The organism is Hydrogenophaga sp. SL48 (assembly GCF_021729865.1).
Taxonomy (GTDB): Bacteria; Pseudomonadota; Gammaproteobacteria; order Burkholderiales; family Burkholderiaceae_C; genus Hydrogenophaga.
The window spans coordinates 3589188-3613905 of sequence record NZ_CP063400.1 but is presented as its reverse complement, the minus strand read 5'-3'; the positions used below and the strand labels follow the sequence as shown (position 1 = coordinate 3613905).

The 24718-nt window shown below is 67.6% G+C and carries 27 protein-coding genes; 16 read left to right on the top strand and 11 right to left on the bottom strand.

The features are described from left to right. Positions 1–23 precede the first annotated feature (23 nt). Entirely contained in the window at positions 24–1073 is a 1050-nt protein-coding gene (locus IM738_RS17095; protein WP_236962256.1) for an NAD(P)-dependent oxidoreductase, read from the top strand. A 19-nt stretch (positions 1074–1092) separates the two neighbouring features. Here the strand turns inward: IM738_RS17095 and IM738_RS17090 are convergent, their stop codons facing one another. From IM738_RS17090 to IM738_RS17075, 4 genes are all read right to left on the bottom strand, one after another. After that, on the bottom strand, positions 1093–3999 hold the full coding sequence (locus IM738_RS17090) for a valine--tRNA ligase (RefSeq protein ID WP_236962255.1): 2907 nt from the start codon (positions 3997–3999) through the stop codon (positions 1093–1095). A gap of 70 nt (positions 4000–4069) precedes the next feature. Beyond that, entirely contained in the window at positions 4070–4258 is a 189-nt protein-coding gene (locus IM738_RS17085; RefSeq protein ID WP_236962254.1) for a DUF2783 domain-containing protein, read from the bottom strand. A 105-nt stretch (positions 4259–4363) separates the two neighbouring features. Beyond that, on the bottom strand, positions 4364–6082 hold the full coding sequence (locus IM738_RS17080; RefSeq protein ID WP_236962253.1) for an FAD-dependent oxidoreductase: 1719 nt from the start codon (positions 6080–6082) through the stop codon (positions 4364–4366). A 359-nt stretch (positions 6083–6441) separates the two neighbouring features. Then, positions 6442–7047, bottom strand: a complete 606-nt coding sequence (locus IM738_RS17075) for a VOC family protein (RefSeq protein WP_236962252.1) — start codon at positions 7045–7047, stop codon at positions 6442–6444. 283 nt (positions 7048–7330) lie between these two features. Here IM738_RS17075 and IM738_RS17070 point away from each other — a divergent pair, with 283 nt between their 5' ends. The 3 genes from IM738_RS17070 to IM738_RS17060 all read left to right on the top strand — a co-directional run bounded on the left by IM738_RS17070 (position 7331) and on the right by IM738_RS17060 (position 9898). After that, on the top strand, positions 7331–7753 hold the full coding sequence (locus tag IM738_RS17070; protein ID WP_077328371.1) for a rubrerythrin family protein: 423 nt from the start codon (positions 7331–7333) through the stop codon (positions 7751–7753). A 193-nt stretch (positions 7754–7946) separates the two neighbouring features. Beyond that, the gene (locus IM738_RS17065) at positions 7947–9296 is read left to right on the top strand and encodes a (Fe-S)-binding protein (RefSeq protein ID WP_236962251.1); all 1350 of its coding nucleotides are present in this window, start codon (positions 7947–7949) and stop codon (positions 9294–9296) included. 11 nt (positions 9297–9307) lie between these two features. Beyond that, a complete protein-coding gene (locus IM738_RS17060) occupies positions 9308–9898 on the top strand; it encodes a DUF3501 family protein (protein ID WP_236962250.1) in 591 nt (196 codons plus the stop codon). On the opposite strand, the gene IM738_RS17055 is transcribed toward IM738_RS17060, so the two are convergent. After that, positions 9810–10604 carry a pseudouridine synthase gene (locus IM738_RS17055; protein WP_236962249.1) on the bottom strand — a complete coding sequence of 265 codons (795 nt, stop codon included), beginning with the start codon at positions 10602–10604 and terminating at the stop codon, positions 9810–9812. The genes IM738_RS17060 and IM738_RS17055 overlap by 89 nt on opposite strands. Between IM738_RS17055 and yaaA the strand changes: the two genes are divergently transcribed. The 3 genes from yaaA (at position 10603) to queF (ending at position 13198) form a co-directional block, all read left to right on the top strand. Continuing rightward, entirely contained in the window at positions 10603–11397 is a 795-nt protein-coding gene (gene yaaA, locus IM738_RS17050; RefSeq protein WP_236962248.1) for a peroxide stress protein YaaA, read from the top strand. The two genes, IM738_RS17055 and yaaA, sit on opposite strands and share 2 nt — an antisense overlap. Continuing rightward, entirely contained in the window at positions 11394–12272 is an 879-nt protein-coding gene (locus IM738_RS17045; RefSeq protein ID WP_236962247.1) for a 2OG-Fe(II) oxygenase, read from the top strand. Before yaaA ends, IM738_RS17045 begins: the two co-directional genes overlap by 4 nt. Before the next feature lie 83 nt (positions 12273–12355). After that, positions 12356–13198 (top strand): NADPH-dependent 7-cyano-7-deazaguanine reductase QueF, encoded by an 843-nt coding sequence (gene queF / locus IM738_RS17040; RefSeq protein ID WP_236966345.1) that lies wholly within the window; start codon positions 12356–12358, stop codon positions 13196–13198. A gap of 13 nt (positions 13199–13211) precedes the next feature. Here the strand turns inward: queF and IM738_RS17035 are convergent, their stop codons facing one another. The 5 genes from IM738_RS17035 to IM738_RS17015 form a co-directional block, all read right to left on the bottom strand. Further along, positions 13212–13988 (bottom strand): anti-sigma factor, encoded by a 777-nt coding sequence (locus IM738_RS17035; protein ID WP_236962246.1) that lies wholly within the window; start codon positions 13986–13988, stop codon positions 13212–13214. Positions 13989–14165: 177 nt separating this feature from the next. Next, on the bottom strand, positions 14166–14735 hold the full coding sequence (locus IM738_RS17030; protein ID WP_236962245.1) for a sigma-70 family RNA polymerase sigma factor: 570 nt from the start codon (positions 14733–14735) through the stop codon (positions 14166–14168). A 68-nt stretch (positions 14736–14803) separates the two neighbouring features. Next, positions 14804–15475, bottom strand: a complete 672-nt coding sequence (locus tag IM738_RS17025) for a cupredoxin domain-containing protein (RefSeq protein WP_236962244.1) — start codon at positions 15473–15475, stop codon at positions 14804–14806. Positions 15476–15585: 110 nt separating this feature from the next. Then, on the bottom strand, positions 15586–16080 hold the full coding sequence (locus tag IM738_RS17020; protein WP_236962243.1) for a group I truncated hemoglobin: 495 nt from the start codon (positions 16078–16080) through the stop codon (positions 15586–15588). 43 nt (positions 16081–16123) lie between these two features. After that, positions 16124–17074 (bottom strand): DUF3034 family protein, encoded by a 951-nt coding sequence (locus tag IM738_RS17015; protein WP_236962242.1) that lies wholly within the window; start codon positions 17072–17074, stop codon positions 16124–16126. 231 nt (positions 17075–17305) lie between these two features. Between IM738_RS17015 and IM738_RS17010 the strand changes: the two genes are divergently transcribed. The 3 genes from IM738_RS17010 to IM738_RS17000 are packed head-to-tail and all read left to right on the top strand — an operon-like array spanning position 17306 to position 18914. Beyond that, entirely contained in the window at positions 17306–17905 is a 600-nt protein-coding gene (locus IM738_RS17010; protein WP_236962241.1) for a ferritin-like domain-containing protein, read from the top strand. Continuing rightward, complete coding sequence (locus IM738_RS17005; protein WP_236962240.1) at positions 17905–18297, top strand: c-type cytochrome; 393 nt, start codon at positions 17905–17907, stop codon at positions 18295–18297. The genes IM738_RS17010 and IM738_RS17005 overlap by 1 nt, the downstream gene beginning before the upstream one ends. Before the next feature lie 47 nt (positions 18298–18344). Further along, the gene (locus IM738_RS17000; protein WP_236962239.1) at positions 18345–18914 is read left to right on the top strand and encodes a DUF3455 domain-containing protein; all 570 of its coding nucleotides are present in this window, start codon (positions 18345–18347) and stop codon (positions 18912–18914) included. Positions 18915–19221: 307 nt separating this feature from the next. Here the strand turns inward: IM738_RS17000 and IM738_RS16995 are convergent, their stop codons facing one another. Next, positions 19222–20283 (bottom strand): histone deacetylase family protein, encoded by a 1062-nt coding sequence (locus IM738_RS16995; RefSeq protein ID WP_236962238.1) that lies wholly within the window; start codon positions 20281–20283, stop codon positions 19222–19224. A 147-nt stretch (positions 20284–20430) separates the two neighbouring features. On the opposite strand from IM738_RS16995, the gene IM738_RS16990 reads away from it, so the two are divergent. The 6 genes from IM738_RS16990 (at position 20431) to IM738_RS16965 (ending at position 24704) form a co-directional block, all read left to right on the top strand. Continuing rightward, positions 20431–20949 carry a TspO/MBR family protein gene (locus IM738_RS16990; RefSeq protein ID WP_236962237.1) on the top strand — a complete coding sequence of 173 codons (519 nt, stop codon included), beginning with the start codon at positions 20431–20433 and terminating at the stop codon, positions 20947–20949. 21 nt (positions 20950–20970) lie between these two features. Further along, positions 20971–21543 carry a preprotein translocase subunit YajC gene (locus tag IM738_RS16985; RefSeq protein ID WP_236962236.1) on the top strand — a complete coding sequence of 191 codons (573 nt, stop codon included), beginning with the start codon at positions 20971–20973 and terminating at the stop codon, positions 21541–21543. 81 nt (positions 21544–21624) lie between these two features. Next, positions 21625–22839, top strand: a complete 1215-nt coding sequence (locus IM738_RS16980; protein ID WP_236962235.1) for a 6-phosphofructokinase — start codon at positions 21625–21627, stop codon at positions 22837–22839. Between the two features lie 10 nt (positions 22840–22849). Next, positions 22850–23401 (top strand): hypothetical protein, encoded by a 552-nt coding sequence (locus IM738_RS16975; RefSeq protein ID WP_236962234.1) that lies wholly within the window; start codon positions 22850–22852, stop codon positions 23399–23401. 69 nt (positions 23402–23470) lie between these two features. Further along, positions 23471–24136 (top strand): YitT family protein, encoded by a 666-nt coding sequence (locus IM738_RS16970; protein ID WP_236962233.1) that lies wholly within the window; start codon positions 23471–23473, stop codon positions 24134–24136. Between the two features lie 34 nt (positions 24137–24170). After that, positions 24171–24704: a thermonuclease family protein gene (locus IM738_RS16965; protein ID WP_236962232.1), complete on the top strand. Its 534-nt coding sequence runs from the start codon at positions 24171–24173 to the stop codon at positions 24702–24704. Positions 24705–24718: the final 14 nt, after the last annotated feature.

Sequence of the window (24718 nt, the reverse complement as noted above, 5' to 3'; positions counted from 1 at the left end):
CGCCACCGATCCTCACCACCCCCATGGAAGTCCTGCTGATCGACCCGCTGGTTCCCGAAGCGCTGAGCTGGCTTCAGGAGCGGCACGAAGTGACCGTCCGTCCCGAGTTGGGCGACGATCCCATGGCCCTACGCCAGCAGGTGTACAAAACACGCGCCCTGGTGCTGCCTCCCCACGTGGTGGTGTCCAGCGAATTTCTGGATTTCGCGCCGCTGCTCAAGGTGGTCGCGCGCATGCAGATTTCCAGCGACAACACCGACCTGGACGCCTGTGCCCGGCGGCAGGTGCGTGTGGTGCAGGCGCGCAGCGCCACGGTGCGCTCCAATGCGGAGTACCTGCTGTACGGGCTCCTGATGCTGTACCGGCGTGGCATGGTGAGCGCGCTGCTGGGGCGCAAGCTGGCGCAGGTCCGCATGGGGCGCGAGCTGGCGGGCAGCACGGTCGGCCTGCTCGGCCTGGCCCCTGTGGCACACACGCTGGCGCCCATGCTCAAAGGCTTGGGGGTGCGTCTGCTGGGTTACGACCCTGCGGTGCATCACGCGGCACCCATCTGGGAGAAGCTGGGCGTCGAACCCACCTCCGTCACCGATTTGCTGGCCCGTTCCGACGCGATTTCATTGCAGGTGGTCTATGCCTCGCGTTTTCGCGGCTGGATCAACGAGCGCCTGCTCAACCATTGCAAGCCGGGTCAGCTCTGGGTGGGCGTGAGCCGCAGTTCGCTGTTCGATGCCGAGGCGCTGGCGCTCGCGCTGACCGATGGCCGCATCGATGCCTGCCTGCTCGACGGGGCCCATCCGGGCCTGGCGGCACCGGGCACGCCGCTGCACAACATCCCCAACCTGCACCTCACGCCCCGCCTGGGTTCGCACACCCGGGAGGCGAAGCTGCGTGCGAGCTGGTATGTGGCGCACCGCATCCATGAGTCGCTGTCGCCACCCGTGGTGCGCATCGATGGCCCCATGAGCGATTTTTCGGTGCTGGACAGCCTGGACAGCTCACCCGATCCCGAGTGGCCTCAGATCGAGACGCCCTCGCAGTGGGGCGCGATGGTCCCGGGCGATGCCCCGCGCTGAGGCATCGCCCGCGGGCTGATCACAGGCGCGCGAGCTGCTCGCGCACCTTGGCCAGCGTGGCCGTGAAATCGGCCAAACGTTTCTTTTCCTGCTCCAGCACCGCCGCCGGCGCCTTGGCCACGAAGGCCTCGTTGCCCAGCTTGCCGTTGGCCTTGACGATCTCGCCTTCGAGGCGCGCGGCTTCCTTGGACAGGCGGACCTTCTCGGCGGCCACGTCGATTTCCATGAACAGACACAGGCGGGCGTCGCCCACCACCGCCACGGGCGCGGCTTGCGCGGCAGCGGCCCAGGCGGCTTCGTCGTCAAACACCTTCACCTCGTTCAGCTTGGCGAGGGCCTGCAGCACCGGGCGAGCGGCCTGCATGAAGGCCGTGTCGCCCAGCACATACAGCGGCAGGCGCGTGGCCGGCGACACGTTCATCTCGCCGCGCAGCGTGCGGCAGGCGTCCACCAGGCTCTTGAGCTTGGCCACATGGGCCTCGGCCTCGGTGTCGATGCGCTCGGGCTGGCTCACCGGGTAGGCGGCGATGCTCACCGATGCACCGGCGCGGCCCGCCACGGGCGCGACCTTCTGCCACAGTTCTTCGGTGATGAACGGGATCACCGGGTGCGCCAGGCGCAGGATGGTTTCCAGCGTGCGGATCAGGGTGCGGCGCGTGGCGCGTTGCTGCGCTTCGTTGCCCGTGTTGATCTGCACCTTGGCGATTTCCAGGTACCAGTCGCAGAACTCGTTCCAGACGAAGTCGTAGACCGTGTTGGCCACGTTGTCCAGCCGGTACTCGGCGAAGCCCTGGGCCACGTCGGCCTCGACGCGCTGCAGCTTGGAGACGATCCAGCGGTCGGCCTGCGAGAAGCTCATGTAGCCGTGCGCCTTGCCGCCCACTTCGCAGTCGGCCTTGGTGTGCTCCAGCAGGCCGCAGTCCTGACCCTCGCAGTTCATCAGCGTGAAGCGGGTGGCGTTCCAGAGCTTGTTGCAGAAGTTGCGGTAGCCCTCGCAGCGCTTGCTGTCGAAGTTGATGCTGCGGCCCAGCGAGGCCAGTGCCGCGAAGGTGAAGCGCAGCGCGTCGGCGCCGTAGGCCGGGATGCCCTCGGGGAATTCTTTTTCGGTCTGCTTGCGCACATTGGGCGCTGTCTCGGGCTTGCGCAGGCCGGTCGTGCGCTTGTCCAGCAGGGGCGCGAGCGCGATGCCGTCGATCAGGTCCACCGGGTCGAGCACGTTGCCCTCGGACTTGCTCATCTTCTGGCCTTGCGCATCGCGCACCAGGCCGTGGATGTAGACGTGCTTGAATGGCACGCGGCCGGTGAAGTGCGTCGTCATCATGATCATCCGGGCCACCCAGAAGAAGATGATGTCGTAGCCCGTGACCAGCACGCTGCTGGGCAGGTAGAGGTTGTAGTCGTCGGTGGCGGCCTCGCCTTGCTCGGGCCAGCCCATGGTGCTGAACGGCACCAGCGCCGACGAGTACCAGGTGTCGAGCACGTCTTCGTCGCGTGTGAGCACCTTGCCGGCGCCGGCCTGGGCCTGGGCGTCTTCCAGACAACGCGCCACGTAGACCTGGCCCTGCTCGTCGTACCAGGCCGGGATCTGGTGGCCCCACCAGAGCTGGCGGCTGATGCACCAGTCCTGGATGTTGTTCATCCACTGGTTGTAGGTGTTGACCCAGTTCTCGGGCACGAACGTCACCTCGCCCGACTGCACGGCTGCGATGGCCTTGTCGGCGATCGAGGTACCGCTGGTGTTGTGTTCATTGCCCTTGCTGGTCATGGCCACGAACCACTGGTCCGTCAGCATGGGCTCGATCACCTGGCCGGTGCGCGCGCAGCGCGGCACCATCAGCTTGTGTTTCTTCACCTCGACCAGCAGGCCCTCGGCCTCCAGCTGGGCCACGATCTGCTTGCGCGCGACGAAGCGGTCCAGGCCCACGTAGGCGGCCGGGATGTCAGACGCTTCCGCCGCAGACACCTTGGCCTCCAGACTGAAGATGGTCAACATCGCCAGGCCGTGGCGCTGGCCGACCTGGTAGTCGTTCGGGTCGTGCGCGGGCGTGACTTTCACGACGCCCGTGCCGAAGGCCTTGTCCACATAGTCGTCGGCGATCACGGGCACGAGGCGGCCGGTGATGGGCAGCCTGACCTGCTTCCCGATCAGGTGGGCGTAGCGTTCGTCCTCCGGGTGCACCATCACGGCGGTGTCGCCCAGCATGGTTTCGGGGCGCGTGGTGGCGACCACCAGCGACTCTTCCGACCCTGCAATGGGGTAGCGGATGTGCCAGAGCGAGCCGTCCTCCTCTTCGCTCTCCACTTCGAGGTCGGACACGGCCGACATCAGCACTGGGTCCCAGTTCACCAGGCGCTTGCCGCGGTAGATCAGGCCCTGCTGGTAGAGCTTCACGAAGGTGTCGGTAACGACCTTGCTCAGCTTGTCGTCCATGGTGAAGTACTCGCGGCTCCAGTCTACGCTGTCGCCCATGCGGCGCATCTGCGTGGTGATGGTGTTGCCGCTCTGCTCTTTCCACTCCCAGACCTTGGCGACGAAATTCTTGCGGCCCAGGTCGTGGCGGCTGAGCTTCTGCTCCTGCAGCTGGCGCTCCACCACGATCTGCGTGGCGATGCCGGCGTGGTCGGTGCCGGGCACCCAGGCGGTGTTGAAACCGCTCATGCGGTGGTAACGCGTGAGCGAGTCCATGATGGTCTGGTTGAACGCGTGGCCCATGTGCAGCGTGCCCGTCACGTTGGGCGGCGGCAGCTGGATGGCGAAGTTCTTGCCCTGTGCGGCGGCCTCGGCGTTGGGGGCAGAGGTGCCCCGGAAGCCGGCCACGCCGTAACCGCGTTTCTCCCACTCGGGCCCCCAATGGGCTTCGAGCGCGGCGGGCTCGAACGATTTGGAGAGCGATTGCAGGCCGGGTTGGAGCAGGGTGTCAGACATGGGGTGGGCGCAAAAAGTGCAACGGCGCCCCGCAGGGCGCCGTCAGGGAAAGCTCGGGAAGTGCCCGATTTTATTCGAGGGGCTGGCGGGCGGCGGCGATGCACTCGGCCAGCACGCGCGCATCGCCCACCTGGTTGGCCAGCAGCAGGATCAGGCGCGCGTTGAGCAGCTCGGACGATTCGCGGCTCAGGCCCTGGTGGGCGTCGAGCAACTGCTCGTAAAAGCCATCGGCGTCCTGGAGGTTCGGGGTGGTTTTCATGATCAAGCCTCTTGCCGAGCCGCCTCAAGGGAGGCTTGCGCCCCCTCGAGGGGCAGTGAGAACACAGTGTCGAACGTGGGGGTTCATAGATATATCCGTGGACATTCAGCGCAGGCCCAGCGAGCGTTCGATGGCGGCGACCAGCCGGCCGTCCACCGCCTCGCCCGTGGCCGCCAGGTAGCCGTCGGGCCGTACCAGCGCCCAGGCGTGGCCGAATACCTGGCAGGCGCCCTGCAGGTGGCCCTTGGGGTCGAGCACGTGTTCCACACACTGCGAACGGCCCTCCGCCGGCACCACCTGCACCGCGCGCAGCGGTGCGTCGGCGCACAGGCGGCGCACCCGCTGCAGCGCTGCGGAGGGCAGGTTGCCGAACACCAGCAGCAACAGGTCGCCGTGCGCCCAGTCGAGCAGGCGGTTGACCGTGCCTTCGCTGCCATCGGCCCAGGTGAAACGCACGTTCTGCACGCTCTGGCCGGCCGCGCTGCCCGGTGTGTTGGTGCAGGCGCCAGAGCCGTTGTAGGGGTTGGCCACGGCCATGCGACCGGTGTTGACCATGGGTCGCGCGAACGGGAACTGTTTGGCCAGGCCGATCACCGCGTGGCGGAACACCCGCTCGATGCCGTCGGCCGGGCGCAGGAACCGCGCGGTGCGCTGCGTGACGCGCACGTTCTCGCGCGCGGCTTCGAGCCGCTCGTCGTTAAAGCTGTCCAGCAGGCTGGGGTGCGCCTTGCCCTGCAGCACGGCGGCGAGTTTCCAGGCCAGATTGTCGGCGTCGGACACGCCGGTGTTGCCGCCGCGCGCGCCGAAGGGGCTGACGACCTTGGCCGAGTCACCCATGAAGAACACGCGGCCTTCGCGCATGCGGTGCACGCACTCGCTGCGGTAGGCGTAGGGGCCGACCCAGACGATCTCGACCCCGGCGTCGGGGCCGAACTGGCGCGCCAGCCGCTCTCGCACCACGTCTTCTCGGCTCACGTACTCAGGGTCGGCGTTGGGCGCCATCTGGTAGTCGATGCGCCAGACGTCGTCGGCCATCAGGTGCTGCCAGACTGCGCGGTTTTCGTTGAACGGCGCTTCGACCCAGGTGTGGCGCTCGACCGGCGGTTGTTTGGTGAAGCGCACGTCGGCGATGCACCAGCGGTCGTCGCCGCGTCTGGAGTCGGCGGGGATCTGCAACCACTTGCGCAGCGGGCTGTTGGAGCCGGTGGCGTCGATCACGTGCTCGGCTTCAATGCGGTAGCTGCCGGCGGGGGTGTCGACGGTGAGCGTGGCGAACTGGTCGTTCTGCTCGAAGGCGGTGAGGCGGTTCTGCCAGCGCAACTCGACCGCGCCCAGCGCCTGGATGCGGTCCACGAGATAGCCCTCGATGTAGAACTGCTGGATGTTGATGAAGGCGGGCTGGCTGGAGAGGTGGAAGTTGCCTTGTTGTCGCAGGTCGAAGCTGTAGACCTCGTCGTCGCCTGCGAAGGTGCGGCCCACGCTCCACTGGATGCCTTTGGCCGCGATGCGCTCGTAGATGCCGAGGCGTTCGAAGATTTCGAGCGATTTCTGGGTGTAGCAGATGCCGCGTGAAGAGGCACCCTTGACGCCGACGGTGTTGTCTTCGTCGAGCAGCACGGCTTTGACGCCGAGTCGCGAGAGCGAGCAGGCGAGGGTGAGGCCGGTGATGCCGCCGCCGACGATGACCACCGGGTGTCTGGTGGTCTGTTCGCTGCTGAGTTCGGGTGGCAGAACGAAGGGGTATTCGGGCAGCACGTAGCCGCTGCCCTGGGTGAACTCGTAGCCGTTGGTGTGGGTGGCTTCTTTGTATGTGTTTTGCTGCATCTTTGTCGTCCTCTTTGTTGTTTTGGTTGGCTCAGGTTTCGCTCATCTTCCTCGCTGGCTCGGGAGGGCACGGCGCTCTGTTCCGCTCATGTCCCCCGGCCCGGCTTCGCCGGACCTCCTCCTTTACTTCGCTGCACAGAACGCCATGCCCTCCCAAGCCACAACGCCTGGGTGAGCGAACGGGTACCCACCGTGTGCGTGCTTGGTAGGTCTTCTGCGCCTGGGGTGACCGGCGCAGCGAGGTAAAAGGAGGAGACAACGGCGAAGCCGTTGGCGGGGGACACGAGCGGAGCCGGTCACCCCAGGCGCAGAAGACCGGAGCCACATCAACGCCAAACCCATTGCCACCGAAGCACAACTCAGGAAGACGCAGACACAAACTCAGGCCGGTCGTTCTGCTGCGGCTTCAACGGCGCAGACGACTTCCCCTCGGCCCGCTCACGCCGCCACTGCTCCTTGCGCGCATTCCACTCCGCCAGCCGCGCGTGAGCCGTCTTGCTTTCCTGCAACATTTCAAACTCGTCCGCCAGCTGCGCGGTCAGCTCCAGCCGGATGCCGTTCGGGTCGAAGAAATAGATGCTCTTGAAAATGTGGTGGTCCGTCACCCCCAGCACCTCGACACCGTGCGCCTGCAAACGAACCTTGGTGTTCTCCAGCTCCTCGACGGTGTTCACTCGGAAGCTGATGTGGTTCACCCACTTCGGCGTGTTCGGCGAAGGCTCCGCCGCGACGTCATCGCCCAGGTCGAAAAACGCAATGAACGAACCGTCCTGCAGGCGGAAAAAGAAGTGCGTGTACGGGCAGTACTCGCCCGTGCTGGGCACCACGTCGCTCTGGATGATGTGGTACAGCGGCAGACCCAGGATGTCTTCGTAGAAACGGCGCGTTTCCTCGGCGTCCTTGGCCCGGTAGGCGTAGTGGTGCAGCTGCTGGACGGCGGCGGGTGGCGGCAGGGCGGTGTTCATGGTGTGTCTCCTTAATTCAACGGAGCATAACGAATTTATCTAAACGAAATTCTTTGCAGGCCGGTGTCCGCGCCAGTTTGAGGGTTTCCCGAGGGCTTGTCGATGGCGCTGAGAACCGTTATCAGTTGGATGTCGCCCATAGCCTCGCGCAATGCAGCGCATAGCCCGGAACAATTGACGACCTTCCGCCAACGGGCGTAAGGTGCCCCTGTCTCAGCGGGTCCGGCCTGTGTTCGGGCGGCCACGTTGGGCGTTGTTCCACCCACGACAAGGAGATAGACACATGGCCGCTTTGAAAGGCTCGAAAACCGAGCAGTGCCTGAAAGACGCCTTCGCTGGCGAATCGCAGGCCAACCGCCGTTACCTTTATTTCGCAAACAAGGCCGACATCGAAGGCCAGAACGACGTGGCCGCCCTGTTCCGCTCCACCGCCGAAGGAGAGACCGGCCACGCCCACGGCCACCTGGAGTTCCTGGAGCAGTCCGGTGACCCCGCGACCGGCCTGCCCATCGGCTCCACCCGCAACAACCTGGCCTCCGCCGTCGCTGGCGAAACCCACGAGTACACCGACATGTACCCCGGCATGGCCAAGACCGCGCGCGACGAAGGTTTTGACGAGGTCGCCGACTGGTTTGAAACCCTGGCCAAGGCCGAGCGCTCGCACGCCAACCGTTATCAGAAAGCCCTCAACGAGTTGGTGGATTGAATTGATCCCCCCGCGCCGCGCCTAGGGGTGCGTCACCCCCCAGGGGGCGTCACCAGCGGCCCGGCAAAGCCGGTGCCGCGGTGTCCTGGGGTTGAGCTGTCCTTCTCTCGAAGGAAGGGCATTTTTGAAAGCGCTGCCGGCCAGCGCTTTCAAAAAACCCACGATCCAACCCGCAGAGACGAGGAGACGACACATGGCCACCGAAGGCAACCTGCAGGCGCCCACACGCCATCCGCTCGACTGGAAGAACCCCGACTTCTACGACGAAGAAAAGTGTTTCGACGAGCTGGAGCGCATCTTCGACATCTGCCACGGTTGCCGTCGCTGCGTGAGCCTCTGCGGATCGTTTCCCACGCTGTTCGACCTGGTGGACAACAGCGAGTCGCTGGAGGTCGATGGCGTCGCCAAGCAGGACTACTGGAAGGTGGTCGACCAGTGCTACATGTGCGACCTCTGCTACATGACCAAGTGCCCCTACACGCCGCCGCACGAGTGGAACCTCGACTTCCCGCACACCATGCTGCGCGCCAAGGCGATCAAGTTCAAGAAGGGTGAGGTCAAGCTCAGCGAAAGGCTGCTGGCCTCGACCGACCTGCACGGCAGCTTCGCCGGCATCCCCATCGTGGTCCAGGTCGCCAACGCGGTGAACAAGACCAAGGCCGTGCGGGGCGTGATGGAGAACGTGCTGGGCGTCGACAAGGACGCCTGGCTGCCCGAGCTGGCGACGAAGAAATTCCGCTCGGGCACGCCGGCCGCCCAGGCGTCGAAGGTGGTGGACGGTGAAAAAACACCGGGCAAGGTCGCGATCTTCTCCACCTGTTACATCAACTACAACGAGCCCGGCATCGGCCTGGACCTGCTCAAGATCCTCGACCACAACGAGATCCCGTACACGCTGGTCGAGAAGGAAAAATGCTGCGGCATGCCCAAGCTGGAGCTCGGCGACCTCGACTCGGTGCAGGCCAGCAAAGAGGCCAACATCCCCGTGCTCGCGAAGTACGCGAAAGACGGTTTCGCCATCCTCGCCGCCGTGCCCAGCTGCGCGCTCATGTTCAAACAGGAGATCCCGCTCATGTTCCCGGGCGACGCCGACACGCAGCTCGTCAAGGAACACATGTGGGACCCGTTCGAGTACCTGATGGCGCGCAAACGCGACGGCCTGCTCAAGACCGAATTCCCCCAGAAGCTGGGCAACGTGAGCTACCAGATCCCCTGCCACGGCCGGGTGCAGAACATCGGCCGCAAGACCGAAGAGATGCTCAAGATGGTCCCCGACACCACCGTCAACACCATCGAACGCTGCTCCGGCCACGCCGGCACCTTCGGTGTGAAGAAGGCCTACCACCAGCAGGCCATGAAGATCGGCAAGCCGGTGTTCAAGGCCATGGCCACCATGAAGGACGGCGCGAAGCCCGACTACATCAGCTCCGACTGCCCGCTCGGCGGCCACCACATCGCCCAAGGCTTCGAGGTCAACGGCCTGGGTGCGCCGGAGCTGCAGCACCCGCTGAGCCTCGTGGCCAAAGCCTACGGCCTCAAATAAGAAAGACCACCATGCAACTCACCGGACACATCACCCCCGACAGCCTCATGGGTCTGGAGGCCTACAGCAAGTGGCGCAAGCAACACAAGCCCGAGGTCATCGCGCACCGCAAGCAACGCAGCGTGCAGCTCGGCGAACACCTCAACCTGCAGTTCGAGAGCGAGACCACCATCCGCTACCAGATCCAGGAGATGCTGCGCATCGAGAAGATCTTCGAAGAAGAGGGCATCCAGCAGGAGATCGACGCTTACGCGGCGCTGGTGCCCGACGGCGGCAACTGGAAAGGCACGCTGATGATCGAGTACACCGACGTCAACGAGCGCAAGCGCGAGCTGGCCCGCCTGATCGGCGTGGAAGACCGCCTGTTTGTCGAGGTCGAGGGCATGGCCCGCGTGTACGCGATTGCCGACGAAGACCTGGACCGCGAGAACGACGAGAAGACCAGCGCGGTCCACTTTGTGCGCTTCGAGTTCACCCCCACCATGCGCGCCGCCATCCAGGCCGGCGCGGCCGTCAAGCTGGGCTGCGATCACACCCACTACCCGGCGCACGTGCAGATTGGGCCGGAGACGCTGGCGAGTCTGGCTGGTGATCTGAAGTAGACACCTCGGTCTGGGGGAGGCATCCCCAGCGGCCCCAGTCGGGGCTGGTGGGCGCTTCGATGCACAAGGGCCGGCCGGTGTGCGGGTGGGACACCGTCAGCGCCCCCGCATGCAGCCACATCCGCTGCACCCCCAGCCACGCTGCCACCGCCCGGTTCAACGGCCCTTTGCCGTGGGTCGAATCCCCAATGATCGGGTGCGATATGTGTTTCATGTGCCGCCGCAACTGGTGGCGCCGGCCGGTCAGCGGTTGCAGTTCCACCAGCGCACAGCGCAAGGTCTCGAAGCCGCTGAATGCCAGCGGCAGCGTGCATCGCTCCAGCGTGCGGTACCGTGTCTGCGCGTACTGCAGCTCTTCGCGTTGAGACCGCATGTCGTCGGGCATGCGTTTCAGCGGATGATCGATCAGGCCTTCGTCGGCCGGCCAGCCGCGCACCATGGCGTGGTAGGTTTTGCGCAACCCTTCGCCGCTTTCAAACGCCTTGCCCAGCGCGCTCGCGGTGCCCGCGTCCAGCGCGAACAGCAGCACGCCGCTGGTGCCTTTGTCCAGCCGGTGCACCGGCCAGACGGGCTGGCCGACCTGGTCGCGCAGCATTTGCACCGCAAAGCGGGTCTCGCCCGCGTCGAGGCCGGTGCGATGCACCAGCAGACCCGGGGGTTTGTGCACGGCTGCAAGATAATCGTCCCGATACAGGATTTCCAGCATGTTGTTTCTATTGTCCCCCGCCAAAGCCCTCGACTTCGAGACGCCGGCCCACACCAAGACCCACACCCAGCCGCTGTTCGTCGAGCAGGCGGCGGCGCTGATCGCCGTGTTGCGTGAGAAGACGCCGCTGCAGGTGTCTGCGTTGATGGATTTGTCCGATCAGCTCGCGGGGCTCAACGTCGCCCGTTACCAGGCCTGGCAACCGAAGTTCACCGCCAAGAACTCGAAGCAGTCGGTGCTCGCGTTTGACGGCGACGTGTACGGCGGCCTGGACGCGAAGACCCTGAGCGAAGAACAGCTGGGCTGGCTGCAGCAGCACCTGTGCATCCTGAGCGGGCTCTACGGCGTGTTGCGCCCGCTGGACCGCATGCAGCCCTACCGGCTGGAGATGGGCACGCGGCTGCAGACAGAGAAGGGCAGCAACCTCTACCGTTTCTGGGGCAGCCAGATCGCCGACTACCTGAACCAGCGCGCCCGGGCCGACAAGAGCCCGGTGGTGATCAACCTCGCGAGCGACGAGTATTTCAAGGTGGTGGACCGCCAGGCGCTGAAGCCGCGCGTGGTGACCTGTGTGTTCGAGGAGCGCAAGGGCGATGCCTACAAGATCGTCAGCTTCTTCGCCAAGCGCGCGCGCGGTCTGATGGTGCGTTACGCGCTGCAGCAGCGCGCCGCGACACCTGAGCAGCTCCAGGGCTTTGACCTGGAGGGCTACCGTTACGTGCCCGCCGTGTCCGATCCCGACCGGCTGGTGTTCCGCCGTGAGCAAAAACCCGCAGGAGTCACAGTGCCATGACCCAGACCGTCACGCCCGAGTTGCGCCAGTGGATCATCGAGCAGTCGTCGGCCGGCTGCCTGCCCGAGGCCGTGCTGGCCTCGATGGTGCAGGCCGGCTGGCGGCCCGACGTGGCCGAGGCCGCGTTGGAGCAGACGCTGCGCGACCACCTGCAGCAACTGGGCGCGGGCCGGGCGGTGAGCCCTGCGCCCGCCACGGCCGTGCGCGGTGCGGTAGGGGTGAAGGTGCCCGATCTGGTGCTCGCGGGCTCACCGCGCCGCATCGATGCGGGCGACCGCCTGGTCAATGTGGTGGTGTCGATGAGCCAGCCGCGCGTGGTGGTGCTCGGTGGCTTGCTGAGCGACGAAGAGTGCGACGGCCTGATCGCGGCCGCGCGCCCGCGGCTGGCGCGCTCGCTCACGGTGCAGACCGCCACCGGTGGCGAGGAGATGAACCCCGACCGAACGAGCAACGGCATGTTTTTCAACCGCGGCGAGAGCGAGCTGATCCGGCGCATCGAGGCGCGCATCGCGCACCTGGTGCATTGGCCGGTCGAGAACGGCGAGGGCATCCAGGTGCTCAACTACCAGGTGGGCGCCGAGTACAAGCCGCACTACGACTACTTCGACCCGGCCGAGCCTGGCACGCCGACCATCCTCAAGCGCGGCGGCCAGCGCGTGGGCACGGTCGTGATGTACCTCAACGAGCCGGCGCGTGGCGGCGGCACCACCTTCCCCGACGTGGGGCTGGAGGTGGCGCCCGTGCGTGGCAGCGCGGTGTTCTTCAGCTACAACCGGCCGCACCCCGGCACCATGAGCCTGCACGGCGGTGCGCCCGTGCTCGAAGGCGAAAAGTGGGTGGCCACCAAGTGGTTGCGCGAACGGGTTTTTGAATGAGCTCGCCCCCGGCCGAATCCCCTCCCTGACCCCCTGTTCCCCCACCGCCCACCGCCGACCGCCGAGACACCGAACCCGTGAACATGACTCCCGACCATTCCCCTCTGGGCAAGCCCTCGGCCTATGCCGACCAGTACGACCCCTCGCTGCTGTTCCCGCTGCCGCGCGAACCCAAACGCAGCGAGATCGGCATCACCGGCAGCGTGCCGTTTCTGGGCGCCGACCTCTGGACCGCGTTCGAGCTGAGCTGGCTCAACCTGAAGGGCAAGCCGCAAGTGGCGATTGCCCACATCACGATCCCCTGCGAGAGCACGCACATCGTCGAGAGCAAGTCGTTCAAGCTCTACCTCAACAGCTTCAACAACACCCGGATGGAGAGCGCCGACGCTGTGCGAGAGCGCATCCGCGGCGACGTGAGCGCGGCCATCTGGAGCGGCGGCCCGGTGAAGGCCGGCGCCGGCGTGCGCCTGCTGCTGCCCGAGCTGTTCGACTGTGAACCGGTCAAGGAGCTCGAAGGGCTGTCGATCGACCGGCTCGACGTGGAATGCGACCGCTACCAGCCCGCCCCCGAGCTGCTGAGCGCCGCGCTGGACGAGAAACCGGTGGAAGAAACCCTGGTGAGCGACCTGCTCAAGAGCAACTGCCTGGTCACCGGCCAGCCCGACTGGGGCAGCGTGCAGATCCGCTACAGCGGGCCGCAGATTCACCAGGCCGGCCTGCTGCAGTACATCGTGAGTTTCCGCAACCACAACGAATTCCACGAGCAGTGCGTCGAGCGCATCTACATGGACATCATGGCGCGCTGCAAGCCCGACAGGCTGATGGTCTATGCGCGCTACACGCGCCGAGGCGGCCTCGACATCAACCCCTGGCGCAGCAGCCACCCGCAGCTGCCGCCGGCGAACGTGCGCATGGCGCGGCAGTAGCCGCGCAGCGCGTTCAGAGCATTTTCTGAATGAGCGCGCCCTTGAACAGCACCGGCCCGGTCGGCCCGGTTTCGCTCGGCACGCCGCCCTTGGGCTCCAGGCTGATCGCCAGCGCCGGCACTTCATTCACATCGCGCTGGTCGGCGGCGAGCTGCAGCAGCTTCTCCTGGCTCAGCACGCCGAGCGAGCGCGGCGCGGCGCCCGGGGGCAGGGCCCAGAGCTGCAGCGACTTGTCGGACGCCTCCTGGTAGCCGCCCACGCGCTGCAGCGTCAGCTTCTTGTTCTTCGGGTCAAAGGTCACCAGCATCGAGGCGCTGGCCTGCTCGTCGTTGAGCACGGCCACGTATTCGATCTGCGGCTGTGCGCTCAGCGCCGCTTGCAGCTCGCCGATCTGCGCGCCCAGGTCGTCGCGCAGGCCCACGGCGGTGACCACGGCGAGCACGGTCGCCAGCGCGCCCGCACCGGCCGCGCCACGCCACAGCGCCAGGCTGCGGAACCAGCCGCCAGACGGCGCGGCTTTGGCGCTGCGCGCCGCCGCCATGGCGGTCTGCTCGCGCTCCGCCACGATGAGGTTGTGGATGCGGGTCCAGACGGCGGGAGAGGGCTCCGCGGACGTCTGCAGCTCGGTCATGCTGGCCACGCGGCTTTGCCACACCAGCGCGGCCGCCCGCACGGGCGCCTGCTCGCGGGCCAGGGTTTCAAAACGGCGGCGCGCACCGCCGCGCAGTGTGCCGATGGCGTAGGCGCTGGCCAGACGGTCCAGCAGCTCAGGGTGTTGGGTCAATTTCATAGGAGAGGCTTCAGTTTTTCAAGGCGCCGAAGCACCAGCCGCACCGAATGAAGCAGCGCCACCCAGGGGCACCGAGGAACCGGCTTTGCCGGGCCTCAGGTGCCGCCCCCCTTGAGGGGGGTGACGCGAAGCGGCGCAGGGGGTGTTCCATAGCGGGCGAAGCGGCGCGGGGGGTGTTCATGCGTACCGTCCCATGCAGATGCGCAGCTGGTCCAGCCCGCGCCGTATCCAGGTCTTGACCGTGCCCAGCGGCAGCTTGAGCTGTTCGGACAGCTCGCCGTGGCTCAGGTCGCGCAGGTAGGCCAGGCTCACCACCTCGCGCTGCTTGTTCTCCAGCCGCCCCAGGCACTGGTGCAGCGCCCAGGCCTGCTGGCTGGCGAGGCTGGTGTCCATGGGGTTGGGCGAGTCGCCCGCGAGGGTGTCGGCCATGTCGTCGATCTCGTCGCGCAGGTGCTCGCGGTCGGCCTTGCGGCGGCGCAGCAGGTCGAGCGAGCGGCTGCGCACGATCAGGCCCAGCCAGGCCATGGGCGGGCTCAGACTGGCGCGGTAGTCGGGCGCGGTGCGCCAGACCTGCAGAAAGGTGTCTTGCAGCGCATCTTCGGCCCACTCGTTTTTGCCGAGCACCCGCAGCGCCAGCCCGTAGAGCTTGCCCGAGGTCAGGTCGTAGAGCGCTTTGAGGGCGAGCTCGTCGCGCTGGGCAACGCGGTCGATCAGGGTCATCAGGATGTCGTCGGGTTGTTCTGCCATGCCGGCATTGTGGGCCAGTGCCAAAACCGGGGCCGGGCGCGGGCTTCCCAGGGGGTGCACGCTGCCCATCACGGCCGCCGTTTGCGCGGTTGCACCTGGGTCGGCACGTTGAGCGCGGTGACCTGCGTGACCGTGACCGGCGTGGCGGCGGCCTCGACCAGCTGCTCCGGGTGCCAGATGCGCAGTCGCGCGGCGCCTTCGGGCACGTCGGGCAACATCGCCACACCGTCGGGACCGGTCTTCACGGCCCAGGGGCTGTCGGTCACATAGACGTATCCGCGCATGGAGCCGTGGATGTGGCAGCCCAGCTGGATCGGCCCGGCCTGGCCCACCGTGACCTCGGCGCTGGCCGGCGGCTTGCCTTCTTCGCGGCCGTCCAGCCGCAGCTCGAAGCCGGCCTTGCCGCTGGATGTGAACGCGGCCAGCCCGGCCGGGCCGCCGCGCACGTGGTGCTCCCAGCCGTCGAGGTTGCTGAACTTCAGCTTCGAGCCCACCGGCACCACGCTCACGGCGGGCAGAAACTGCATCTTCTGCTGCTGGATCGCGGCGGTCACGGGCGCCGGCGTTTTCGGGGCCGCGCCCGCAGTGGGTTCGAGCAGCACCACGGCGTCGGCCAGCGGCTGGCCGTCGCGCGCCAGCACGGTGACCTGCAGCGTGGCCGCCTGGGCCAGCGTGCCGCACAGGGCGGCGGCGATGGCCAGCGCGGTGCGCATCGAAGCGAAGCGGGCGCGGGCGCTCAAGCGATCCGGCGCCGGGCCGCCCCAAGCCGGATCAGCCCCTGGACTCGGCATGGACCGGGGCCCCTCCCAGTCCTGGGGCAGCGACCCGCGCAGCGGCGGAGCGTGGGGGCTCATTTCACCGTCACCACGTCGCGGTGCATCGGGGCCAGCAGCGCGAGCAGCTGGTTCTGGCGCGTGAACGGGATGCCGCGCGCGTCCATGCTCTGTTGCAGCACCTCGACCAGGGCGTTGAAGTGGCCCCGGTTGATGTCCATGCTGGCGTGCGCTTCCTTCATGTCCGGGCCCTTGTAGACACAGGGGCCGCCCGAGAGCTGGCAGACCTGGTCGGTCAGCTGCTTGGCGAGGTTCGCGAGGTTGGTGTCCTTGAACTGCTCGCCGATGCGGGCGTCGGCCTTCAGGCGCACCACGAAGTCGTCCATCAGGGCGCGGATGCCGGCCTGCTCGCCAAAGGCCTGGTACAGGCCGGCGGCGGGTGCCACGGGGTAGGCCGAGGCGGGCGTGACGGCCTTCATGGGTGGGCTCATGGTCTGTGCGGCGGCGAGGCCGCTGCCGAGGGACAGCAGGGAGAAGGCGACAAAGGTGATGGGGGCGATGAGTTTTTTCATGATCGTGATCGGGTCGGTGTGAGGTCGGTATGAAAGGGTGGGGTCAGAACGCGATCTGGGCCGAGACGTAGGCGCCGGTCTGCTTCTTGTTCTTGGTGGTGGCGGGCACGACGGTGCCCAGGTCCACGTAGGCCAGGGTCAGCGAGACGTTTTTGCTCGGCGCCCAGGCGATGAACACGTCTTTCCAGGCGCCGGCGCGCAGGCCGTCGCCCAGGCCGGCGGCGGCGCCCGCCTTCTTCAGCTTGTTGGGCATGGCGCGGTACTCGACGCCCACCGCCAGGTTCTTGCGCAGCAGGTAGGCGACCGACAGCTCGGGCATGAACTGATAGCCGTTGTCGGCACCGCCCAGCGTGGCGCCGTGACCGAGCAGGCCGCCCTGGTTGGCCTTGGTGGCGCGCAGCGTGCCATTCACCAGCACGCCCTGGGCCAGAAACAGCTTGGTCGCGCTCACGTACACGTCGGTGCCCGAGCGCTTGGCGCCCAGCGCCTGCAGCGTGGCGTCCAGCCCGCTGGAATCGAGGCGCTTGTGCAACACGCCCACGGCGATCTGCGGCATCAGCGAATCGCTGTCGAGGATCGCGTCGCCGGCCACTCGGAGCTTGGCGCCAACGATGTTCTGTTTCAGGTGCAGACCGGGCAGGCCCAGCAGCGTGCCGGTGACGCCGGTGTTGAAGTCCTGGTGGCCGACCGACAGCTCGACGCGGTCGTGGATGCCCACCGCCACGCCGTAGGCGCTCAGGCCGTAGTCCTGCGTTTCGGCGCGGCTCGCGTAGGCCGAGACACCGGTTTCGCCGCCGGTGGCCTGGCTGCCGATCACGGCCCAGGGTGAGAGGCCGCCGCCGGCCGCGCCTTCGATGGTGCTCACGCCGCCGGTGAGCAGCAGCTTGCCGGTGTCGGCGTGGGCGGGCGCGGCGGCGATCAAGGCCCCGGCAGCGGCCAGCGCCAGCAGGCCGGTCTTGGGGGTGGGGCGGTGGGAGGCGTGGGGTTGTTTCATGGTGATTTGAAGGTGGGGCGGTGTGGGGAGAAACAGGCCGGGCGCATTCACCGCACCCGACGAACTCACTACGCAGCCCGGTCACCGGCGGATTCAGTGGCGGTCAATTCCCTTGGTGATCGAGGGTTTCTTGAATCCAGTGCGTCGGGCCGCTGCGTATCCAGGCCGTCGGTGCAGCAAAACATGAACCGGCTGTTCGCCCCACTTCACTCACCTCCAAGGACCCACGCCATGTCAAACATCGTCACCCCTTCGTCTTCTCTCATCGCCACCCCCGCCTCGCGCCGTGGCTTCATGCGCAGCGGCGGCGCCCTCTCGGCCGTGGCCGTGGCCCTGCTCGCCGGCAAGGACGTGCTGGCGCAAGGCATGAGCGCCGATGTCTCCAAAGACGTGTCCATCCTCAACGTGGCGCTCGGCCTGGAGCACGAAGCCATCAACGCCTACCAGCTCGGCGCCGGCAGCGGCCTGCTGCAAAAGCCGGTGCTCGACATCGCGGTGCAGTTCCAGGGCCACCACAAGGCGCACCGCGACGCGCTGATCGCCACCATCCAGAAACTGGGCGGCAAGCCGGTGGCCGAGATGAAGCTCGACGAGTACGCCAAGGCGCTGAACGCCGGCGCCCTCAAGAGCCAGGCCGACGTGCTCGACCTCGCCGCCCGCCTGGAGCTGGGCGCCACCAACGCCTACCTCGGCGTGATCCCCTCGCTGGGCAGCAAGGACCTGGCCAAGGTCGCCGCGCGCCTGGCCGCCGACGAGACCATGCACTTCACCGTGCTGACCAGCGCCCTGGGCCGTCCGCTGCCCGCCGGCGCCCTGTCCTACGGCGCGTGATGTCGGCCCGCGCCCTGGCCGCTGGGTCGCTCGCGCTGCTGGTCGGCGCGGGCGCTCCGCTGGCCCACGCCCAGGGCGGTGACGCCGTCAAGGGCCGCCAGCTGTTCGAGTCGCGCTGCATCGGCTGCCACAGCCTCGACCAGAACCGTGTCGGCCCCGCGCTGGGCACGGTGGCGGGCCGCACCGCAGGCAAGGCGCCGGGCTACACCTACTCGCCCGCCATGGCCCAGGCCACCCACGTGTGGACCGGCGACAAGCTGCGGGCCTGGCTCACCGACCCGGAAGCGCTGGTGCCCGGCCAGGCCATGGGCTACAGCCTGTCGTTGGCGGACGACCGCCGCGACGTGGTCGCTTTTCTCCAGTCACTGGCCCAGGCCCGCCCGGCCCAGTGATCCGCTTTTCTGTGATCCCCTTTTCTTCAACCACCAAGGAAACCACCATGTCCCTCCGTACCGCTTCCCTCACCACGCTCGCCACCGGTGCCGTGCTCGCCCTCTCCGCCTGCGCCACCGGCGGCCCGGCCATGGCGCCGAAAATGGCCACCTTCTCGCAGGACGGCTTGCCCGCCGCCGTGCAGGTGCCCGCCGGCCACAAGGTGATCATGGAAACCGTGGGCGTGGGCCAGATCACCTACGAGTGCCGCGCCAAGAAAGACATGGCTGGCCAGTTCGAGTGGGTCTTCGTCGGCCCCGACGCCAAGCTGATGGACCGCATGGGCAAACAGGTCGGCAAGTACTACGGGCCGCCCGCCACCTGGGAAAGCATGGACGGCTCCAAGCTCACCGCCACCCAGCTCGCCGTGGCGCCCGCCATGGCCGGCAGCATCCCGCTGCAACTGGTGAAAGCCAACCCCGCCATGGGCATGGGCGCGATGCAGGGCGTGAGCCACATCCAGCGCGTGGCCACCAAGGGCGGCGTGGCCCCCGCCATGGCCTGCGACGCGGCCACGATGGGCAGCAAGCAGATCGTCAACTACCAGGCTGACTACATCTTCTGGCGCGCTGTGTAACACCCCCCGCGCCGCTTCGCGTCACCCCCCTCAAGGGGGGCGGCACTGGCCGTCTGGCGGAGCCAGCCCGGCGGTGCCTCTGGGATGGCGCTTCTGCTGGCTTGGCGGTGTGGTTGTTGGGGAATGGTGTTGCAATCAAAAGAGACGTTTGAAGGCAAATTCACATTGGCTTTTCTCGCCGCCGGAGCGCCACCTAGGCGCCCTGAAACGGTGCCAACCAAGGGCACCGCCGGGCTGGCTCCGCCAGACGGCCAGTGCCGCCCCCCTTGAGGGGGGTGACGCGAAGCGGCGCGGGGGGTGCTTCACTTCAGATCGAGCGACAGAAGCCTTCCAGCAGGTTGACCGCGTTGACGCCGACCTCGGCCACCGCGTAACCGCCTTCGAAGACGAAGACCGTGGGCACGCCGGCCGCCGCGAGCAGGCGGCCCACGGTGTCGTAGTCCTCGCTCTTGAGGGTGAAGCCCGAGATCGGATCGCCCTCGAAGGTGTCCAGGCCCATGGGCACCACCAGCGCGTCGGCGTTGAAGTCGTCGATCGCGTCGATGGCGGTGTCCAGCGCGGCGCACCAGGCCTCGAAGCCGGTGCCGCGCGGCAGCGGCTGGTTGAGGTTGAAGCCTTCTCCCGCGCCCGCGCCGCGCTCGTCGGCATGACCGAGGAAGAAGGGGTACTCGGTGGCGGGGTCGCCGTGCACCGAGGCGGTGAACACGTCGGCGCGCTCGTAGAAGATGGTCTGCGTGCCGTTGCCGTGGTGGTAGTCCACGTCCAGCACCGCCACGCGCTGTTTGCCGCCGTCGCGCAAGGCTTGGGCCGCGATGGCGGAGTTGTTCAGGAAACAGTAGCCGCCGAAAAAGTCCGGCCCCGCGTGGTGGCCGGGCGGGCGGGTGAGCGCAAACGCCGCGCGCTCGCCGGCCAGCAGCTCGCGCGCCGCCGCCAACGCGCAGGCCGCGCCCCCGCGCGCCGCAGCCCAGGTGCCCGCCGTCAGCGGCGAACCCGAGTCGTACGAAAACAGGCCGAGGCGCGCCGCGAAGTTCTGCGGCAGCACGTCGGTGCGGAAGGCGTGTCGGTTGCCGAGTGGCCAGACCGAGGGCAGGGCGTCGCGCTGAGCGTTCGCCGGGTCCATCGCCACCCACTCATCCCATGCGCTGGCGAGGAAGGCCGTGTAGCGCGCGCCGTGCACCCGGCCGATGGCGGTGTCCAGCTCGGCGTCGTTCACCTCCGGCGTGTGCAGGCCGCCCAGCGAGCGCCGCTGCAGCTCGGCCAGCACATAGTCCAGCCGCGCCGGCACCTCGTGGCAGGGGACCATGCGGCCACGGAACATCTCTTCGCGCCCCTGGTGCAGCGCGTGGTGGGGGTTGTGGAAGGTTTTCATCGGCGCAGTGTGTCACGGCGCTCGCCGGCGGTCGAGACCACTTCGCCCGGGTGGTGCGGTGCCGGACCGACGGGCGCGGCAAACCGCACTACGATGCATGGTTGGCGCCGACCCCGTGTTGGCCCGCCCCGACCCGAGCACCTCCCCATGACGATGCAGCAGCTTCCGCGCAACCGCACCCGCAGCCAGCAACTCATCGGCCTCGCCGGCTGGATGGCCCTGTGTTTTGCCACCGCCGGAGCGGGAGCCGTGGCGTCTGCCAATGCCAAGACCTTCTACAGTGGGCTCGTGCAACCCGCCTGGGCACCGCCCGGCTGGCTGTTCGGCCCGGTGTGGACGGTGTTGTTCACGATGATGGCCATCGCTGCCTGGCTGGTCTGGCGCGCGCCGGCCGAGCCCACGGCCCGCCGCCGGGCGCTCGGCCTGTTCGTGGCGCAGCTCGCGGCCAACGCGCTGTGGAGCTGGCTGTTCTTCGCCTGGCAACAGGGCGGCTGGGCGTTTGCCGAAGTGCTGGTGTTCTGGGTGCTGATCGCGCTCACCTGCGCCGCGTTCTGGCGCATCCGGCCGCTGGCGGGTGCCTTGCTGCTGCCCTACCTGGCCTGGGTGGCGTTTGCGTCGTACCTCAACTGGGTGCTGTGGCAGGCCAATCCGGCCATCTTGGGGTGAGGGTGTCCCCACGCTTGAATCATGCAACTCTCTGACCTGGGTCCTCTGCCGCTCTCGATCATCGCCTCGCTGATCGTCGCCGTGTTCCTGCTCGCCATCCGCATCTTCGTCATGCAGCGCATGCAGCAGCAACGCCAGCGGGAGAACCGCCAGGAAACGGAACGGCTCAAGTCGCTGGTGGCGGCCTATCGCTCGCTGGCAGGCTCGTTCTCGCCTGCCACGGGCGAACACCGGCCCCAGATTGAAGAGGCGCTGGGCGACATCGTGCTGTTTGGTTCTCTCCGGCAGGTTGAACTTGCCGCCGGGTATGCGCTCTCGCTCACCCGTGGCGAGCCTGTGGACTATCAACCCCTGATCAACGAGCTGCGCTTCGATCTGCGCACCCAGCTCGGGCTGGCGCCCATCCCCAGGTCGTTGGTGCTCCCGGCGTCCGGGCCCGGCAGCGGTGTGCGTTCCGGTCGCGGCGAGGGCGGCGGAGCCGGCCGGGCCGGCGGTGGGGGTGGCGGAGGTGGCGGCGTGGGTGGTGCGGCGGGGGCCGGCGGGCTGGGCGCCGGCATGATGGCGGCAGACGCCATGGACCAGCCGCGCCCATAGCAGCGCGTACAGCGTGTTTTCTCCCATGGTTTTCTGGCGTTGAAGCGCCGTAGTCCTCATCCCTCTTCGAAGGAGCAACCCATGTCATCCGGAAAAATCCTCGTCGCCCAGGGCGGCGGCCCGACCGCCGTGATCAACCAGTCGCTGGTGGGCGTGGCCCTGGAGGCGCGGCGCTTCCAGAACGTGAAGCGGGTCTACGGCGCGCGCCACGGCGTGCGCGGCATCGTGGACGAGAACTTCGTCGACCTCACGCAGGAGACCAGCCACAACCTGGAAGCCGTGGCGCGCACGCCGGCCTCGGCGCTGGGCTCCACGCGCGACAAGCCCGACCTGAAGTACTGCCAGGAAATCTTCAAGGTGCTTCGCGCCCACGAGATCGAGCACTTCTTCTACATCGGTGGCAACGACTCGTCGGACACGGTGCGCATCGTGAGCGAGGAGGCGCACAAGGCCAACTACCCGCTGCGCTCGATCCACATTCCCAAGACCATCGACAACGACCTGGTGGGCAACGACCACACGCCCGGGTTCCCCTCGGCGGCGCGCTTCGTGGCCCAGGCCTTTGCCGGGGCGAACCTTGACAACGCGTCGCTGCCCGGCGTCTACGTGGGCGTGGTGATGGGCCGGCACGCGGGCTTTCTCACGGCCGCGTCCGCGCTGGGCAAGAAGTTTCCCGACGACGGCCCGCACCTCATCTACGTGCCCGAACGCGTGTTCGAGATCCCGAAGTTCCTGGCCGATGTGAAGGCGATGTATGAGCGCCACGGCCGCTGTGTGATCGCGGTGAGCGAAGGTATCCACGACGCCTCGGGGCAGCCCATCATCACCCAACTGGCCAAGGACGTGGAGAAGGACGCGCACGGCAACGTGCAGCTCTCCGGCACCGGCGCGCTGGCCGACCTGCTGTGCGAGGAGATCAAGAACCGGCTGGGCATCAAGCGCGTGCGCGGCGACACCTTCGGCTACCTGCAGCGCAGCTTCATCGGGTGTGTGTCCGACGTGGACCAGCGCGAGGCGCGCGAGGTGGGCGAAAAAGCCGTGCAGTTCGCGATGTGGGGCCAGGTCGACGGCTCGGTGGCGATCAAGCGCACCGGCTTCTATTCGGCCGACTACGAGCTGCTCCCGCTGGACGCCGTGGCCGGCAAGACGCGCACGATGGAAGACGAGTTCATCAGCGCCAGCGGCACGGATGTGACCGACGCCTTCCGCCTCTACCTGCGCCCGCTGCTGGGCTCGGACATGCCCGACGCCTACCGCCTGCGCAACAACCCGGTGGCCAAGGTGCTGCGGCCCTGAGCGCGGGCCGATGGAGGCACAGCAGCGCTTCTCGCTGGCGAAGCACGAAGGGCCGTATGAACACTGGCCGGTCAAGACCGCGCTGCTGTGCGACGGCGTGCCCACCGGCACACAGATCGAAGGCTACGTGATCGAGGCGCAGTACCGCTGCGCGCACGGGCATCTGCTGATCACCTCGTTCGACTGCCCCTTTGAAGAGGCGAACAGCTTCACGCTGCTGGACGACCGTTTCCAGGTGCTGGCCGAGGCGAAGCTGGGTGTCATGTACGACTCGTTCTTGCTGAACAACCATTGGCCGCTGGACGGCCACACGCTGCACCTTCACTACGGCATGCGCTGCTTTTACCGGCTGCACGTCGACCCGCTGGGCGGCCTGCTGCGCCGTCGCCACCGCCTGCGGCTGACGCGCGACGACCGGGCATGGCCCGATGATCCCCGTGCCGCAGCGTCGGTCCACGCGCTGGAGAACCGGCTGGCCGCCGTGCGCGCCGGGCTGTCCCCGATCGACGCGCTGCCGCTGAGCGAACTGACGGACGGCTCAGGCGGCGTGCCCCGGTCCTGACCTGGGTCAAAGGCGGCGCGGCCCGTGGGGCCGACACTCTGCGCCTCCTCCCTCACATCCGGTTCGTCCATGTCGGCATTGCTGCGCCTGTTCCGTCCTTCCGCTTCGGCTCCGCCGCTTGCGCGCTCGCCAGCCGCCGCGCCCGGGCGCCACAAGCCGCACGAAGACGCGCAAGCGCTGCTGACCGGCACCCTGTTTGTGGCGCTCGGCGTGGTGCTGTTTGGCCACGTGGGGCTGCTCACGGGCGGCACCGCCGGGCTGGCGTTCCTCGTGCACTACGCCACGGGCTGGAGCTTCAGTGCGGTGTTTTTCCTGATCAACCTGCCGTTTTATGCCCTGGCCTGGCGGCGCATGGGCGCTCGCTTCACGGTCAAGACCTTTGTCGCGGTGGGCCTGCTCTCGCTGCTGGCGCACCTGGTGCCGGGCTGGATTCAGATCGGCGCGCTGGCGCCCGGTTTCGCGGCGGTGGCCGGCGGCTTGCTGATGGGCGCGGGCATGCTGATGCTGTTCCGGCACCGGGCCAGCCTGGGTGGTTTCAACGTGCTGGTGCTCTACCTGCAGGAGCGGTTTGGCTGGCGCGCGGGCCACCTGCAGATGGCGCTGGACTGCGCCATCGTGCTCGCCGCCTTCTCGGTGCGTGCGCCGCCGCAGATCGCCTGGTCGGTGCTGGGGGCGGTGGTGCTCAACATGACGCTGGCGATCAACCACCGGCCGGGGCGTTACATGGCGGTGTGAGCGGGCCGGCCGGCAAAGCTGGCAGACTCGCGGCATGTTGTTTCCATCATTTGTTTTCAGCGCGGCGCTTCTGTCGTTCGCGGGCAGCGCTGCCGGAGCGCAGGACGCCGCCAAACCCAACTTCCCACCACGGGCCGATGCCAGCTACGAAGCGCGGGTGACCCGCGTGTCCGACGGCGACACGCTGTGGGTCAAGCCACTGACCGGCGGCAAATACCGCAAGCTGCGGATCGACGGCATTGACGCACCGGAGATCTGCCAGGACGGAGGTCTGGCGTCCAAGGAGGCGCTCGCTGCGCGCCTGCTGGAGAAGGTGGTCGTGGTGCGCGAACGCCGCCGCGACGATTACGGCCGCCCGCTGGTGAAGCTGCAACTGGGCGACGAGGACGTGGCCGGCTGGCTGGTCAGCGAGGGCCACGCCTGGTCGTACCACTGGCGCCACAGCAACGGGCCCTATGCCGAACAGGAAGAGCGGGCCCGCGAACGGCGCAAGGGCCTGTTTGCCCAGGATCGGCCCGAGGTGCCGCGCGATTTCCGCCGCCGGAACGGGCCTTGCCCCTGGCCCTGATCGACCGCCTTCCG